General features: G+C 58.8%; 14 protein-coding genes. 3 read left to right on the top strand and 11 right to left on the bottom strand.

From position 1 onward, the window contains the following. Positions 1-293: 293 nt before the first annotated feature. From aceA to D8U69_RS29555, 10 genes are all read right to left on the bottom strand, one after another. Positions 294-1,619 carry an isocitrate lyase gene (gene aceA / locus D8U69_RS26705; RefSeq protein ID WP_056854618.1) on the bottom strand — a complete coding sequence of 442 codons (1,326 nt, stop codon included), beginning with the start codon at positions 1,617-1,619 and terminating at the stop codon, positions 294-296. 476 nt (positions 1,620-2,095) lie between these two features. Beyond that, the gene (locus D8U69_RS26700) at positions 2,096-2,857 is read right to left on the bottom strand and encodes a secretin N-terminal domain-containing protein (protein ID WP_056854617.1); all 762 of its coding nucleotides are present in this window, start codon (positions 2,855-2,857) and stop codon (positions 2,096-2,098) included. Positions 2,858-3,045: 188 nt separating this feature from the next. Next, entirely contained in the window at positions 3,046-3,471 is a 426-nt protein-coding gene (locus D8U69_RS26695; protein WP_056854616.1) for a GNAT family N-acetyltransferase, read from the bottom strand. Then, a complete protein-coding gene (locus D8U69_RS26690) occupies positions 3,464-4,633 on the bottom strand; it encodes a cupin domain-containing protein (RefSeq protein ID WP_130906286.1) in 1,170 nt (389 codons plus the stop codon). The genes D8U69_RS26695 and D8U69_RS26690 overlap by 8 nt, the downstream gene beginning before the upstream one ends. Positions 4,634-4,719: 86 nt before the next feature. Beyond that, positions 4,720-6,090 (bottom strand): adenylosuccinate lyase, encoded by a 1,371-nt coding sequence (gene purB, locus D8U69_RS26685; protein ID WP_056854614.1) that lies wholly within the window; start codon positions 6,088-6,090, stop codon positions 4,720-4,722. A 124-nt stretch (positions 6,091-6,214) separates the two neighbouring features. Next, complete coding sequence (gene hflD, locus D8U69_RS26680) at positions 6,215-6,838, bottom strand: high frequency lysogenization protein HflD (protein ID WP_056854613.1); 624 nt, start codon at positions 6,836-6,838, stop codon at positions 6,215-6,217. Then, entirely contained in the window at positions 6,835-7,980 is a 1,146-nt protein-coding gene (gene mnmA, locus D8U69_RS26675) for a tRNA 2-thiouridine(34) synthase MnmA (protein ID WP_056854612.1), read from the bottom strand. Before mnmA ends, hflD begins: the two co-directional genes overlap by 4 nt. Positions 7,981-8,039: 59 nt before the next feature. Further along, positions 8,040-8,486, bottom strand: a complete 447-nt coding sequence (locus D8U69_RS26670) for an NUDIX hydrolase (RefSeq protein ID WP_130906288.1) — start codon at positions 8,484-8,486, stop codon at positions 8,040-8,042. 205 nt (positions 8,487-8,691) lie between these two features. Continuing rightward, on the bottom strand, positions 8,692-10,917 hold the full coding sequence (locus tag D8U69_RS26665) for an NADP-dependent isocitrate dehydrogenase (protein ID WP_056854610.1): 2,226 nt from the start codon (positions 10,915-10,917) through the stop codon (positions 8,692-8,694). Between the two features lie 328 nt (positions 10,918-11,245). Continuing rightward, positions 11,246-11,413 carry a hypothetical protein gene (locus D8U69_RS29555; RefSeq protein ID WP_177336584.1) on the bottom strand — a complete coding sequence of 56 codons (168 nt, stop codon included), beginning with the start codon at positions 11,411-11,413 and terminating at the stop codon, positions 11,246-11,248. Between D8U69_RS29555 and icd the strand changes: the two genes are divergently transcribed. Continuing rightward, positions 11,412-12,668 (top strand): NADP-dependent isocitrate dehydrogenase, encoded by a 1,257-nt coding sequence (icd, locus tag D8U69_RS26660; protein WP_007972065.1) that lies wholly within the window; start codon positions 11,412-11,414, stop codon positions 12,666-12,668. The two genes, D8U69_RS29555 and icd, sit on opposite strands and share 2 nt — an antisense overlap. 81 nt (positions 12,669-12,749) lie before the next feature. On the opposite strand, the gene cspD is transcribed toward icd, so the two are convergent. Further along, positions 12,750-13,016, bottom strand: a complete 267-nt coding sequence (gene cspD / locus D8U69_RS26655) for a cold shock domain-containing protein CspD (protein ID WP_130908489.1) — start codon at positions 13,014-13,016, stop codon at positions 12,750-12,752. Between the two features lie 224 nt (positions 13,017-13,240). Here cspD and clpS point away from each other — a divergent pair, with 224 nt between their 5' ends. Together clpS and D8U69_RS26645 are read left to right on the top strand one after the other, a co-directional pair. Continuing rightward, complete coding sequence (clpS, locus tag D8U69_RS26650) at positions 13,241-13,603, top strand: ATP-dependent Clp protease adapter ClpS (protein WP_015094394.1); 363 nt, start codon at positions 13,241-13,243, stop codon at positions 13,601-13,603. A gap of 30 nt (positions 13,604-13,633) precedes the next feature. Then, positions 13,634-15,105 (top strand): Clp protease N-terminal domain-containing protein (locus D8U69_RS26645; RefSeq protein WP_130908488.1); only part of this gene is annotated, 1,472 nt, incomplete at its 3' end.

Below are 15,105 nucleotides of genomic sequence, written 5' to 3'. Positions count from 1 at the left end.
TTCCCGGTCGCTCACTCCGCTTAGAGATGGAGCAACGTTTTTGCCCAGACTGCCGCCGACCTTTGTAGGAGCTGACGAGTGAAACGAGGCTGCGATCTTTTGACTTTGTTTTTTAGAAGCAAGATCAAAACATCGCAGCCTCGTTTCACTCGTCAGCTCCTACCGGGGTTTTGCAGTGTTGGTTAAATCGCAGACAAAAAAACGCCCCGAACCAGGCGGTCGGGGCGTCAGATGTGCAGCGCTGCGGTTAGCTTTCTATCCGGTCCGCAGCGGCTGTTTACTCAAGAAGCAGATCAGTGGAACTGTTCTTCTTCAGTCGAGCCGGTCAGTGCGGTTACCGAAGACGAGCCACCCTGGATCACGGTGGTCATGTCGTCGAAGTAGCCGGTGCCCACTTCCTGCTGGTGAGCCACGAAGGTGTAGCCCTTCGATGCGTCAGCGAATTCCTGCTCTTGCAGCTTCACGTAGGCAGTCATGTCGTTGCGGGCGTAGTCGTGCGCCAGGTTGAACATGCTGTGCCACATGTTGTGAATGCCGGCCAGGGTGATGAACTGGTGCTTGTAGCCCATGGCGGACAGTTCGCGCTGGAACTTGGCGATGGTCGCGTCGTCCAGATTCTTCTTCCAGTTGAAGGAAGGCGAGCAGTTGTAGGACAGCAGTTGGTCCGGGTATTCCTTCTTGATCGCTTCAGCGAAGCGACGCGCCTCTTCCAGGTCTGGCTTGGCGGTTTCGCACCAGATCAGGTCGGCGTACGGAGCGTAAGCCAGGCCACGAGCGATCGCCTGGTCCAGGCCGGCGCGCACTTTGTAGAAACCTTCCTGGGTGCGTTCGCCCGTTACGAACGGCTGGTCGTACGGGTCGCAGTCGGAAGTCAGCAGGTCCGCAGCGTTCGCGTCGGTACGAGCCAGGATGATGGTCGGCGTACCGGCAACGTCAGCAGCCAGACGTGCAGCGGTCAGCTTCTGTACGGCTTCCTGGGTAGGAACCAGTACTTTGCCGCCCATGTGGCCGCATTTCTTCACGGAAGCCAATTGGTCTTCGAAGTGAACGCCGGCGGCGCCTGCTTCGATCATGCTCTTCATCAGCTCGTAAGCGTTCAGTACGCCGCCGAAACCGGCTTCAGCGTCAGCCACGATCGGTGCGAAGTAGTCGATGTAGCCGTCGTCGCCCGGGTTCTTGCCGGCTTTCCACTGGATCTGGTCGGCACGACGGAACGAGTTGTTGATGCGCTTGACCACGGTTGGAACCGAGTCCACCGGGTACAGCGACTGGTCCGGGTACATCGATTCGGCGGAGTTGTTGTCCGCAGCCACTTGCCAGCCCGACAGGTAGATTGCCTGGATACCGGCTTTGACTTGTTGCACAGCCTGGCCGCCGGTCAGGGCGCCCATGCAGTTGACGAAATCTTTCTCAGGACGGAAGGCTGGCTTGGCACCCTGGGTAACCAGGTTCCACAGCTTCTCGGCGCCCATTTTTGCAAAGGTGTGCTCAGGTTGAACCGAGCCACGCAGGCGGACGACGTCAGCAGCGGAGTAAGTGCGTGTCACGCCTTTCCAGCGCGGGTTTTCAGCCCAGTCTTTTTCGAGGGCTGCAATTTGCTGTTCGCGTGTCAGTGCCATGGGAGATAAACCTCGTCGCGTCTTTATGAAAAGTTGTTCTGCGGTGGAAAATTCCTGCGCTCGCTGACCAGAAGCTTAGGCGGTCAAGTCGGATTCGGCGGGGGTGGCGACGGGATGAACGATGGGCTCGAGGGGAAGTGAGCAGGTAAGGGCGAACTGGTGGGCGCATTGGGGCGTCGTGGGCCTTGGTGCGAACTTCAGTGTGATGCCGGGTTTACCTAAATACGCTTCCGTCCCTCGGGACAACTTCGTTCCAGTCGGCAACCTCGTCAAACACACCTTGTGGGCGGTACAGACACGAAGCGGTTCGCGGGGTAGGTGCGAACGTCGCCTCGAAGGCCCTTGCCAGGGCCCCTGATTAGCGGGAGCGAGGCCATCATGCCTTTGCTTTTTTGGCTCGTCAAACGTTTTGTAGTGCTTTTTTTCAAGCACTACATCTTTGGTCTAATACGACTAATCAGTCAGTTTTCGATGACTTAGTCCAAAGTGTCGACTTTCACGCGCAGGGTCATGTCATTGCGGCTCTGTGTCGAGTAGCTGCGGGCTATGCCCTGTTTGTCGGCCTGGGTCTGGCCATTGACCCCGGCCAGCAGGATCCATTCACCAAGACGTCCGGTGACGGTTGTGTCGGTACTTTGTACGTTCACTACATCGGGACGTTCCTGGCTCAAGCGGTCACGGTTGGTACTGATCGACAGGTGGACGATTTCGCCGGTGACGTTGGCGGTGACGTAAAAACCCTGGGTGACGTTGCGGTATTCAGTCTGGCTGCGCAGGTCGCCGTAGGAGTCGCTCTGGGTGCTGGTCAGCGGTACGCTCTGGCCGACCTGGATCAGCGCCGGCATGCCATCGGTGGCCTGGACTTGTTGAATTCCGCCGTCACGACTGGCGGTGCTACGGCTGATGATGCGAGTTTGGCCGGGCTTGGCGCCGTTGACTGAATAACCCTGATCGCCCTGTACGTTGTTGTCGTTGGTGTCGACGGTGATCAGCAGGCGCTTGGGTGCGGTGTCGAGTTGGCCGATCAGCGCTTTAAGTTCGTCGATCTTGCGTTGATCGGCATTGACTATTAACTGATTTCCGTAGGCGCTGACGTTGCCGTCCTTGCCGATGAAGTCTTGTGCCACGGGTAACATGTCGGCGCTGGTGTGGTAATTCAAAGGCACGATTTCGGTGGCTGCCATGACCGAAAAACTGCAGCTCACCAGCAGTGTGGTGAGCAGGGTGCGTAGGGACATATCCGTTATCTCCGCAATCAAAGGCTTGATATTGCCAGTTTGTCGGCCTGGGGTGGGGCAAGTTGAATCCTAGACAGCAAAACGCCCCGGCATCTCGCGATGTCGGGGCGTTTTGTGATGCGATCGAAGCTTTTGTGGCGAGGGAGCTTGCTCCCTCGCCACAGGGATCAAACTTTAAGCCTTAAACCTCAGGCAGAATGGCGAACCATGTCCACATGCGGGATTCCGGCTTCGAGGAACTCCTCACTGACCATGCTGAAACCCAGGCGTTCATAGAACGCCGTGGCTTGCACCTGGGCGCTGAGCATTTGCTGCTTGAGCCCGCGTTCTTCGGCTTCACCGATTACGGCCTGCATCAGCGCGTCGCCGACTTTCAAGCCGCGCCAGTCCTTGAGGACCGACACCCGGCCGATGTGACCGTCCGGCAGCAGGCGTGCGGTGCCAATGGGGAAGTCGCCTTCGAATGCAAGGAAATGCACAGCCGTTGCATCGTCGGCGTCCCATTCCAGTTCAGGCGGTACGCATTGCTCGGCGACGAACACCGTTTCACGAATGCGCCGTATCTCGGCGTTGTCCTTTTGCCAGTCTGCGACACGTACGTGAATCTTATTCATCGGCGAACCCCAGGCTTCCTTGCTTGACCAGCTCGCAGAGCAGGCCGCGACCGTCTTCGTCGCTGAGCCAATCGCCAAGGTTGTCGACGTGCAGGGCGTCGGCGGCGCAGATCATCTTCAGCAGTTCGCGCAGTTTGCCCGGCAGATAACGACTCTGGCCGCTGGCGAACAACAGCAAGTCGTCATCGACTTCCGACCAGGCCAGGCGCGCGCTCGGGTTGCGGATCAAGACGGCGCCTTGCTCCAGCGCACCCAGGACGTCGTCTTCTGCGAGGTCTTCAGGGCCGACCACCAGCTCTGGATAGCGCGGCTCGGTCATGAACTGGCCGAACCAGGTCAGCAGCAGGCGCTCGTCGCTCATGTGTTCGGCCAGCAGGCTTTTCAGGCGATCGAGGGCGTCGTGCTGGATCTGGTGCGGGTCGGCGGCCGGCAAGGCGTCGGCGTCGGTGTAGCGTTCTTCGTCCGGCAGGAACTGGCTGAGGAAGTCGGTGAAGTGAGTCAGCACTTCAGCGGCGCTCGGTGCGCGGAAGCCGACCGAGTAGGTCAGGCAGTCGTCGACGGCGACGCCGCAGTGGGCCAGGCGCGGCGGCAGGTACAGCATGTCGCCCGGCTCCAGGACCCATTCATCGGTCGCTTCGAAATCAGCGAGGATGCGCAAGTCGGCGTGTTGCAGCAGCGGGCTTTCGGAATCGCACATCTGGCCAATCTTCCAGTTGCGCTTGCCGTGGCCTTGCAGCAGGAAAACATCGTAGTTGTCGAAGTGCGGACCGACGCTGCCACCCGGTGCAGCGAAGCTGATCATCACATCGTCGATGCGCCAGCTTGGCAGGAAGCGGAAGTTTTCCAGCAGTTCACTGACTTCCGGTACGAACTGGTCGACCGCTTGAACCAGCAGGGTCCAGTCGCGCTCCGGCAACTTGCTGAATTCGTCCTCGGCAAACGGGCCGCGACGCAGTTCCCATGGACGCTCGCCGTTCTCGATGATCAGGCGCGATTCAACTTCTTCTTCCAGCGCCAGGCCGGCCAGTTCGTCGGCGTCGATCGGGCTTTCGAAATCAGGAATTGCCTGGCGGATCAGCAGTGGTTTTTTCTGCCAGTAATCGCGCAGGAATTCCCGTGCCGTGATGCCGCCCAGAAGTTGAAGAGGAGTGTCAGGATTCATGTGTAACCTATTGAAAAAAAGCACTTTTCATACGGGAATAAAAACGCCCGGCGCGGCCGGGCGTCTTAAAGGGGTCCAGCGGTCGATCAGATGCGTTTGGCTTGCTCTACAGCGTTACCGATGTAGTTGGCCGGGGTGAGCAATTTCAGCTCGGCCTTGGCGGCGGCTGGCATGTCCAGGCCGTCGATGAAAGTCTGCAGCGCTTGCGGGCTGATGCCCTTGCCGCGGGTCAATTCTTTCAGCTTTTCGTACGGGTTTTCGATGTTGTAGCGACGCATCACGGTCTGGATCGGCTCGGCCAATACTTCCCAGCACGCGTCCAGGTCAGCGGCAATCTTCTGCTCGTTGAGCTCCAGTTTGCTGATGCCCTTGAGGCTGGCTTCGTACGCGATCACGCTGTGGGCGAAGCCGACACCGAGGTTGCGCAGTACGGTGGAGTCGGTCAGGTCGCGCTGCCAGCGGGAGATCGGCAGTTTGCTCGCCAGGTGCTGGAACAGTGCGTTGGCGATGCCCAGGTTGCCTTCGGAGTTTTCGAAGTCGATCGGGTTGACCTTGTGCGGCATGGTCGACGAACCGATTTCGCCAGCGATGGTGCGCTGTTTGAAATAACCCAGGGAGATGTAGCCCCAGATATCACGGTCGAAGTCGATCAGAATGGTGTTGAAGCGGGCGATCGCGTCAAACAGCTCGGCAATGTAGTCATGCGGCTCGATCTGCGTGGTGTACGGGTTGAAGCCCAGGCCCAGCTCGTCTTCGATGAAGGCGCGGGCGTTGGCTTCCCAGTCGATCTCGGGGTAGGCCGACAGGTGAGCGTTGTAGTTGCCGACAGCGCCGTTGATCTTGCCCAGCAGTGGCACGGCAGCGACTTGAGCGATCTGGCGCTCCAGACGGTAGACCACGTTGGCCAGTTCTTTGCCCAGGGTAGTCGGCGAGGCCGGTTGACCGTGGGTGCGCGACAGCATCGGCACGTCGGCGAAGCGGATGGCCAGCTCGCGGATGGCGTTGGCGGTCTGGCGCATCAGCGGCAGCATCACGTCATCACGGCCTTCGCGCAGCATCAGGGCGTGGGACAGGTTGTTGATGTCCTCGCTGGTGCAGGCAAAGTGGATGAATTCGCTGACCTTGGCCAATTCCGGCAGTTTGGCCGCTTGCTCTTTGAGCAGGTATTCGATGGCTTTGACGTCGTGGTTGGTGGTGCGCTCGATCTCTTTGACGCGCTCGGCGTGTTCCAGAGAGAAATTTTCCGCCAGGGCATTCAATACAGCGTTGGCTTCGGCGGAGAACGCCGGCACTTCGCTGATGGCAGGGTGAGCGGCCAGGCGCTGGAGCCAGCGCACTTCAACCAGAACGCGGGCACGGATCAGGCCGTACTCGCTGAAAATTGGGCGCAGGGCCTGGGTTTTGCCGGCGTAGCGGCCGTCAACAGGGGAAACCGCAGTGAGCGAAGAAAGCTGCATGGGGTGTTCTCGGACAGTCGGGCAACGAAATGGGGCGCGTATCATACATGAAAAAATCCGCCGGTCCGTCGCCAACTGACCGGCGTATTACGCGTATTGCTAGGTTCGGTTCCGTCGATGCGAGTTATTCGTTACGCATCAATGGGTAAAGTTCTTTGAGCAATTTGCGACGGCTGATCACCAGTTGCCAGCGATGCCCGCCCAATTGCCGCCACAGGCGTGCCGAACGAATGCCGGCCAACAACAAGGCGCGGATTTTCGAGGCATTGCTCGGTTGCTGCAGGTTGCGCATGTCGCCATGCACCTGGATGCGTTGGCGCAGGGTGCTCAAGGTGTCCTGATACAGCGCGCCGCAGGCGGCGATCACGTTTTCGTGGGCCGGGCCGAAGTGTTCGACCTGGGATTGAATTTGCGGCAGGCGCTTGCCGATCACATCCAGCATGTCGCTGCGCTTGGCCAGCTGCCGCTCAAGACCGAGCATGGCCAGCGCATAGCGCAACGGCTCGCGTTGCAGGGCGCTCGGGTCGCGTTCGAGGGCGCCGATCAGCGCGCGATAGCCTTCGCGCAGATTGAGGTCGTCGCCCCCGTAGACTTCCAGGGTGTCCTTGGGGTCGCGGATCAACAGGCTGCCGAGCATGCAGGTCAAGCCGGCTTCGCTGGTCTGTCCGGTCTTGGCGATCTTGTCTACCAGCACGGCGGCGAGAAATACGCCGCCCAGCGCCGTCAGTTGTTCCTGGGTGGGAGTCATTGCTGCTCGCCTTCAAGAGCGCCTTTGCTGGTCCATGGCTCTGCTACTTCAATGACGCCGCCGCCGAGGCAGATTTCGCCGTCGTAGAACACCACCGATTGGCCTGGAGTGACCGCGCGCTGCGGGTCATCGAAGGTCGCGCGATAGCCGTCGGCAGTCTTTTCCAGGGTGCAAGGCTGGTCGCTCTGGCGATAGCGCACCTTGGCGGTCAGCTTGCGCGGCTGGCTCAGGTCGATCGGGTTGACCCAATAGATGTCCGAGGCGAGCAGGGCGCGGGAGAACAGCCACGGGTGATCGTTGCCCTGGCCGACGATCAGCTCGTTGTGCTCCAGGTCTTTGACCAGCACGTACCACGGCTCGTCACTGGCGTCTTTCAAACCGCCGATGCCCAGGCCCTGGCGCTGGCCGATGGTGTGGTACATCAGGCCGTGGTGACGGCCGATGATTTCGCCTTCGGTGGTCTTGATCTCGCCTGGTTGAGCTGGCAGGTATTGCTTGAGGAAATCGCTGAAACGGCGCTCGCCGATGAAGCAGATCCCGGTGGAGTCTTTCTTCTTCGCGGTCGCCAGCTGGTATTTCTCGGCAATTGCGCGCACTTGGGGTTTTTCCAGTTCGCCGACCGGGAACAGGGTCTTGGCGATCTGTTCGCCACCGACGGCGTGCAGGAAATAGCTCTGGTCCTTGTTCGGGTCCAGGCCTTTGAGCAATTCGGTGCGGCCATCGATGTCGCGGCGACGCACGTAGTGACCGGTGGCGATCAGGTCGGCGCCCAGCATCATGGCGTAGTCGAGGAACGCCTTGAACTTGATTTCGCGGTTGCACAGGATGTCCGGATTCGGCGTGCGACCGGCCTTGTATTCGGCCAGGAAATGCTCGAACACGTTGTCCCAGTACTCCGCCGCGAAGTTGGCGGTGTGCAGCTTGATGCCGATTTTGTCGCACACGGCCTGGGCGTCCGCCAGGTCATCCATGGCGGTGCAGTATTCCGTTCCATCGTCTTCTTCCCAGTTCTTCATGAACAGGCCTTCCACCTCATAACCCTGCTCGATCAGCAGGAGGGCGGAAACGGAAGAGTCCACGCCGCCGGACATGCCGACAATGACGCGCTTCTTTTTTGTGTCAGAAGGGGCTGGATCACGCATAGGGATTCAATGAGTGTCTTGAAAAAGGACGCGATTCTAGCAGGCTCAGGCCCGCAAGGCTAAAGAGAAGGACGGATCAATTCGAGGCTGAAGTGTTGGCCGCCCAGATAGTCGTCGATGCAGCGGATGATCAGTTCGCTGCGCCAGTTATCGCGCTGCTCGATTAATTCGTCGCGGGTCAACCACTTGGCACCGACGATGCCGTCGTCCAGTTGATAATCCGGGTGGTGTTTCAGTGGTTTGGCGATGAAGCAGACCCGTTGGTAAGTCACGCCGTTACTCGGGGCGGTGTACAGATAAATGCCCAGCACGCCGGTCGGTTCGACGTCCCAGCCGGTTTCCTCGAGGGTTTCGCGCACGGCGGCTTCGGTCAGGGTTTCGTTCGGGTCGAGGTGGCCGGCCGGTTGATTGAGTACGACGCGACCGTGCTTGAGTTCCTCGACCATCAGGAAGCGGCCGTTGTCTTCGACGATGGTGGCGACGGTGATGTGGGGTTGCCAGGTCATGAAGCTTCCTCGATGTTGAATGCTGGAGCACAGTCCCTGTGGGAGCTGGCTTGCCAGCGATAGCGGTGGGTCAGTCAATGTTGATGTCGAATGATAAATCGTCATCGCTGGCAAGCCAGCTCCCACAGGTTTTTGTGCCAATCATTAAGTACCGAAAACACAAACCCCGGCACAGGGCCGGGGTTTGTGGTACTTCCTTACAACCTTACACCAGCGCAGCAATCGCCGCGTTGAGTGTGGCGCTTGGACGCATGGCCTTGCTGATCAGCTCGGCGCTGGCGTGGTAGTAACCGCCAATGTCCACTGGCTTGCCCTGAACGGCGTTGAGCTCGGCAACGATGGTTGCCTCGTTCTCGGTCAGGGTCTTGGCCAGCGTCGCGAACTGCGCTTGCAGTGCAGTGTCTTCGGTCTGGGCAGCCAGGGCTTGAGCCCAGTACAGCGCCAGGTAGAAGTGGCTGCCGCGGTTGTCGATGTTGCCGACTTTGCGCGATGGCGACTTGTTGTTGTCCAGGAACTGGCCTGTGGCCTGGTCCAGGGTCTTGGCCAGAACCAGCGCCTTTGGATTGTTGTAGGTCACGCCCAGGTGTTCCAGGGATGCGGCCAATGCCAGGAACTCACCCAGCGAATCCCAGCGCAGGAAGTTTTCTTCCAGCAGCTGCTGAACATGCTTCGGCGCCGAACCGCCGGCGCCGGTTTCGAACAGGCCACCGCCGTTCATCAGCGGCACGATCGACAGCATCTTGGCGCTGGTGCCCAGTTCCATGATCGGGAACAGGTCGGTCAGGTAGTCGCGCAGTACGTTGCCGGTCACCGAGATGGTGTCCTTGCCTGCGCGGGTGCGCTGCAGGGTGTACTTCATTGCGTCGACCGGCGCCATGATCTGGATGTCCAGGCCGGCAGTGTCGTGATCCTTCAGGTAAGCCTGAACTTTCTCGATCACCACGCCATCGTGGGCGCGCATCGGGTCCAGCCAGAAGATCGCTGGCGTGCTGCTTGCGCGAGCACGGTTGACGGCCAGCTTGACCCAGTCCTGGATCGGCGCGTCTTTGGTCTGACACATGCGGAAGATGTCGCCGGCTTCAACCGACTGTTCCAGCAGCAGGGTGCCATTGGTGTCGGTCACGCGGACAACGCCGTTGGTCTTGATCTGGAACGTCTTGTCGTGGGAACCGTACTCTTCGGCCTTTTTCGCCATCAGGCCAACGTTCGGCACGCTGCCCATGGTGGTTGGGTCGAAGGCGCCGTTGGCCTTGCAGTCCTCGATCACCGCCTGGTAGATGGTGGCGTAGCAGCGATCCGGGATCACAGCCTTGGTGTCGTGCAGCTGGCCGTCGGTGCCCCACATTTTGCCGGAGTCACGGATCATGGCTGGCATCGAGGCGTCGACAATGACGTCGCTCGGCACGTGCAGGTTGGTGATGCCTTTGTCGGAGTTGACCATCGCCAGGGCAGGGCGAACGGCGTAGACCGCTTGAATGTCAGCTTCGATCTGCGCTTGCTGCTCGGCCGGCAGGGCCTTGATGCGAGCGTACAGATCGCCGATGCCGTTGTTCAGGTTGAAGCCGATCTGTGCCAGCACGTCAGCGTGCTTGGCCAGTGCGTCTTTATAGAACTCGGCAACGATCTGGCCGAACATGATCGGGTCGGAAACCTTCATCATGGTCGCTTTCAGGTGAACCGACAGCAGCACGCCTTGTGCCTTGGCGCTTTCGATTTCAGCGGCAATGAATGCGCGCAGAGCGTTTTTGCTCATGACGGCGCAGTCGAGGATCTCGCCAGCCTGAACGGTGGTCTTTTCTTTCAGGACGGTGGTGGTGCCGTCTTGAGCGATCAGTTCGATCTTCACGGCGCCAGCGGCGTCGATCAGGGCAGCTTTTTCGCTGCCGTAGAAATCACCGGTGCTCATGTGCGCAACGTGGGACTTGGAGTCAGCAGCCCAGGCGCCCATTTTGTGCGGGTGTTTGCGCGCGTAGTTCTTGACCGACAGCGGGGCGCGACGGTCGGAGTTGCCTTCACGCAGAACCGGGTTCACGGCGCTGCCCTTGACCTTGTCGTAGCGCGACTTGACGTCTTTGTCGGCGTCGCTGGTCACGGTTTCCGGGTAGTCCGGCAGTGCGTAGCCCTGGGCTTGCAGTTCTTTGATCGCGGCTTGCAATTGCGGAACCGAGGCGCTGATGTTCGGCAGCTTGATGATGTTGGCTTCAGGCGTAACGGCCAGGTCGCCCAGTTCGGCGAGGTGGTCGGCTACGGCTTTGTCGCCCAATTGCTCGGGGAAGCTGGCCAGGATGCGCCCTGCAAGAGAGATATCGCGGGTTTCCACGGCGATATCAGCCGAGGCGGTGAACGCCTCTACGATAGGCAACAGTGAATAGGTGGCGAGGGCGGGAGCTTCGTCGGTGAAGGTATAGATGATCTTCGAGCGGGTGGGCATATTCGGATTAACTCTCTCTTCTTTGCTAAAGCGTGCGCAGAAACTCGAGGGGCGCCGGGTAAGCGCGTTCGTTCAAAGTCATCCATGAGCCGAATATCGAGGTTTCGTTGCTGTGATGTTGGGTGCATCAGTAGGGCGTCAAGTAGCCGGTCTGCGGTAACAGACCAGATTGTGCGGCGCAAAGGCTCGTCATAGAGCCGTTCAGCCATCGTGACCCTTTAGTCAGCGGGCGGCATTATACATAGGTTGCTGGCAATCTGCCGATGGTTCATATGCAACGATTGTCGTCCATTGGTCTAAAGGTCGCAGGGGCGAGCAAGGCGTATGGTCATTCGTCGTGCTTGAGTTTGGCGCTTTTCCCTTTGCTTTCAGGCTTGTAGCGCGCTGGTTGTATGGCTTTGCGGCAGATGAATGGAACATAGGGTTTGCGCGCCGATTCAACTGGGTTACGCTCGAACCAAGCCAGATGTTCAATCCAATCAATGGAGTTCAGCATGGGTTACAAGAAGATTCAGGTTCCAGCCGTCGGCGACAAAATCACCGTCAATGCAGACCATTCTCTCAATGTTCCTAATAACCCGATCATCCCCTTCATCGAAGGTGACGGCATTGGTGTCGACATCAGCCCGGTCATGATCAAGGTTGTCGATGCTGCTGTGAAAAAGGCTTACGGCGGCGAGCGCAAGATTTCCTGGATGGAAGTTTATGCCGGGGAGAAAGCGACCCAGGTTTACGATCAGGACACCTGGCTGCCTCAGGAAACCCTGGACGCGGTCAAGGATTACGTGGTTTCCATCAAAGGCCCGCTGACCACCCCGGTGGGTGGCGGCATCCGCTCGCTCAACGTGGCGTTGCGTCAGCAACTCGACCTTTACGTCTGCCTGCGCCCGGTGCGCTGGTTCGAAGGCGTGCCCAGCCCGGTCAAGAAGCCAGGCGACGTCGACATGACGATCTTCCGCGAGAACTCCGAAGACATCTACGCCGGCATCGAATGGAAAGCCGGCACGCCGGAAGCCACCAAGGTCATCAAGTTCCTGAAAGAAGAAATGGGCGTTACCAAGATCCGTTTCGACGAGAACTGCGGTATCGGCGTCAAGCCGGTGTCCCTGCAAGGTACCAAGCGTCTGGCGCGCAAGGCCCTGCAATATGTGGTCGACAACGATCGTGATTCGCTGACCATCGTGCACAAAGGCAACATCATGAAGTTCACCGAAGGTGCCTTCAAGGAATGGGCCTACGAAGTGGCGGCTGAAGAGTTCGGTGCGACCCTGCTCGACGGCGGCCCGTGGATGCAGTTCAAGAACCCGAAAACCGGCAAGAACGTTATCGTCAAGGATGCCATCGCCGACGCCATGCTCCAGCAGATCCTGCTGCGCCCGGCCGAGTACGATGTAATCGCCACCCTGAACCTGAATGGGGACTACCTGTCCGACGCCCTCGCGGCTGAAGTGGGAGGTATCGGTATTGCCCCAGGTGCCAACCTGTCCGACACCGTGGCCATGTTCGAAGCCACCCACGGCACCGCACCGAAGTACGCCGGCAAGGACCAGGTCAACCCGGGTTCGCTGATCCTGTCTGCGGAAATGATGCTGCGCCACATGGGCTGGACCGAAGCGGCAGACCTGATCATCAAGGGCACTAACGGCGCGATTTCCGCCAAGACCGTGACCTATGACTTCGAACGTCTGATGGAAGGCGCCAAACTGGTTTCCTCTTCCGGCTTTGGCGATGCGTTGATCTCGCACATGTAAGCGAACGACAGGCATGCGAAAACCGCCCGGCTCAAGTGTTTGAGCCGGGCGGTTTTTTTTATGACTGGATGTTGTGCGGGCTCAGGCCGTTACAGCTGATGATGTGGTGGATGTCACCGGTTTCGATGCATCCACAGGATTCATGATGTTGACCGCATGCAGGCCCTTGGGTCCCTGGATGATCTCGAACACCACAGGTTGCCCGGCTTTGAGGGTCTTGTAACCGTCCATCTGGATGGCCGAGTAATGGGCAAACAGATCTTCCGTCTTGCCATCCTCATTGATGAAGCCGTAACCCTTGGCGTTGTTGAACCATTTGACCTTGCCGCTGACCTTGACACCTGACATACCCAACTCCCTCTGCAACAGACTCCATCACTGGAGTATCATCCAGTTCATCCGCAGTCACTTCTTCGAAAAAAGTTGACTCCGCGGACCTTTTTTACCCACTGTGGGCTCTATTGTTTGTAACACCCTTTTGCCGATAGTCAAGCTGACCCGGCAGTCGGAGTTGAAAACGCTGATAGCCGCCCCCACCACTGTATTCGAACAACTGACGAACCTTTCTTTCCATGCATGCAATCAGCCAGATTCGACTAACATTCAATCAGGATCGCCCTGATTTACACGACGACGATTCCGCAGGCATTGCTGTTCAGGAGGCCAAGCCTGCTTTACAGGCGCCGCCGATGTACAAGGTGGTTTTGTTCAACGATGACTACACACCGATGGATTTCGTCGTCGAAGTGCTCGAGGTGTTTTTTAACCTGAATCGCGAGCTGGCGACCAAGGTCATGCTGGCCGTTCATACAGAAGGACGGGCAGTATGTGGAGTGTTTACCCGCGACATCGCCGAGACGAAGGCCATGCAGGTCAACCAGTACGCCAGGGAAAGCCAGCATCCGCTACTCTGTGAAATCGAGAAGGACGGTTAATCGCCGACCACTTGGGTATGAGGTGAAGCTATGTTAAACCGCGAGCTCGAAGTCACCCTCAATCTTGCCTTCAAGGAGGCTCGTTCGAAGCGTCATGAGTTCATGACCGTCGAACATCTTCTGCTGGCCCTATTGGACAATGAGGCTGCCGCCACCGTTTTGCGTGCGTGCGGCGCAAACCTCGACAAACTCAAGCATGACCTGCAGGAGTTCATCGACTCCACCACGCCATTGATCCCCGTGCATGACGAAGATCGTGAAACCCAGCCAACCCTGGGCTTCCAGCGTGTACTGCAACGTGCTGTGTTTCACGTACAGAGCTCGGGCAAGCGTGAAGTGACTGGCGCCAACGTGCTGGTCGCGATCTTCAGTGAGCAAGAAAGTCAGGCGGTGTTCCTGCTGAAACAGCAGAGCGTTGCCCGCATTGATGTCGTCAACTACATCGCCCACGGCATTTCCAAGGTGCCCGGGCACGGCGACCACTCTGAAGGTGAGCAAGATATGCAGGACGACGAGGGCGGTGAGTCTTCTTCTTCAGGCAATCCTCTGGATGCTTATGCCAGCAACCTCAATGAACTCGCGCGCCAGGGTCGAATCGATCCGTTGGTAGGCCGTGAGCTGGAAGTCGAACGCGTCGCGCAGATCCTGGCGCGTCGTCGCAAAAACAATCCGCTGCTGGTGGGCGAGGCTGGCGTGGGTAAAACCGCGATCGCCGAAGGCCTGGCCAAGCGTATTGTCGACAACCAGGTTCCGGACCTGCTGGCCAACAGCGTGGTTTACTCCCTTGATCTCGGCGCGCTGCTGGCCGGGACCAAATACCGTGGTGATTTCGAGAAGCGCTTCAAGGCGTTGCTCAATGAACTGAAAAAACGTCCGCAGGCGATCCTGTTCATCGACGAAATCCACACCATCATCGGTGCGGGTGCCGCGTCCGGTGGCGTGATGGATGCTTCGAACCTGCTCAAGCCGTTGCTGTCGTCCGGTGATATCCGGTGCATCGGTTCGACCACCTTCCAGGAATTCCGTGGGATTTTCGAGAAGGACCGAGCATTGGCACGGCGCTTCCAAAAGGTGGACGTGTCGGAGCCTTCGGTGGAAGACACCATTGGTATTCTGCGTGGCCTGAAAGGGCGTTTCGAGACTCATCACAATATCGAATACAGTGATGAAGCCTTGCGTGCCGCTGCCGAACTGGCTTCGCGTTATATCAACGACCGTCATATGCCGGACAAGGCGATCGACGTGATCGACGAGGCGGGAGCCTTCCAGCGCCTGCAACCGATCGAGAAGCGGGTGAAGCGCATCGAAGTGCCTCAGGTCGAGGACATCGTTGCGAAAATCGCGCGGATTCCGCCAAAGCACGTCACCAGTTCCGACAAGGAGCTGCTGCGTAACCTTGAGCGTGACCTGAAGCTGACGGTGTTTGGCCAGGATGCGGCGATCGACTCGCTGGCAACCGCGATCAAGCTCTCCCGTGCCGGCCTCAAGTCGCCTGACAAGCC

The sequence above is a fragment of the Pseudomonas sp. Sample_16 genome, from assembly GCF_004307665.1.
GTDB lineage: Bacteria > Pseudomonadota > Gammaproteobacteria > Pseudomonadales > Pseudomonadaceae > Aquipseudomonas.
This window is presented reverse-complemented; position numbering and strand designations above follow the sequence as displayed.

Excerpts from the sequence above, each read along its gene's own strand:
- aceA (WP_056854618.1), bottom strand. The coding sequence starts at position 1,619 with ATGGCACTGACACGCGAACAGCAAATTGCAGCCCTCGAAAAAGACTGG.
- D8U69_RS26700 (WP_056854617.1), bottom strand. The coding sequence starts at position 2,857 with ATGTCCCTACGCACCCTGCTCACCACACTGCTGGTGAGCTGCAGTTTT.
- D8U69_RS26695 (WP_056854616.1), bottom strand. The coding sequence starts at position 3,471 with ATGAATAAGATTCACGTACGTGTCGCAGACTGGCAAAAGGACAACGCC.
- D8U69_RS26690 (WP_130906286.1), bottom strand. The coding sequence starts at position 4,633 with ATGAATCCTGACACTCCTCTTCAACTTCTGGGCGGCATCACGGCACGG.
- purB (WP_056854614.1), bottom strand. The coding sequence starts at position 6,090 with ATGCAGCTTTCTTCGCTCACTGCGGTTTCCCCTGTTGACGGCCGCTAC.
- hflD (WP_056854613.1), bottom strand. The coding sequence starts at position 6,838 with ATGACTCCCACCCAGGAACAACTGACGGCGCTGGGCGGCGTATTTCTC.
- mnmA (WP_056854612.1), bottom strand. The coding sequence starts at position 7,980 with ATGCGTGATCCAGCCCCTTCTGACACAAAAAAGAAGCGCGTCATTGTC.
- D8U69_RS26670 (WP_130906288.1), bottom strand. The coding sequence starts at position 8,486 with ATGACCTGGCAACCCCACATCACCGTCGCCACCATCGTCGAAGACAAC.
- D8U69_RS26665 (WP_056854610.1), bottom strand. The coding sequence starts at position 10,917 with ATGCCCACCCGCTCGAAGATCATCTATACCTTCACCGACGAAGCTCCC.
- icd (WP_007972065.1), top strand. The coding sequence starts at position 11,412 with ATGGGTTACAAGAAGATTCAGGTTCCAGCCGTCGGCGACAAAATCACC.
- D8U69_RS29555 (WP_177336584.1), bottom strand. The coding sequence starts at position 11,413 with ATGCTGAACTCCATTGATTGGATTGAACATCTGGCTTGGTTCGAGCGT.
- cspD (WP_130908489.1), bottom strand. The coding sequence starts at position 13,016 with ATGTCAGGTGTCAAGGTCAGCGGCAAGGTCAAATGGTTCAACAACGCC.
- clpS (WP_015094394.1), top strand. The coding sequence starts at position 13,241 with ATGCATGCAATCAGCCAGATTCGACTAACATTCAATCAGGATCGCCCT.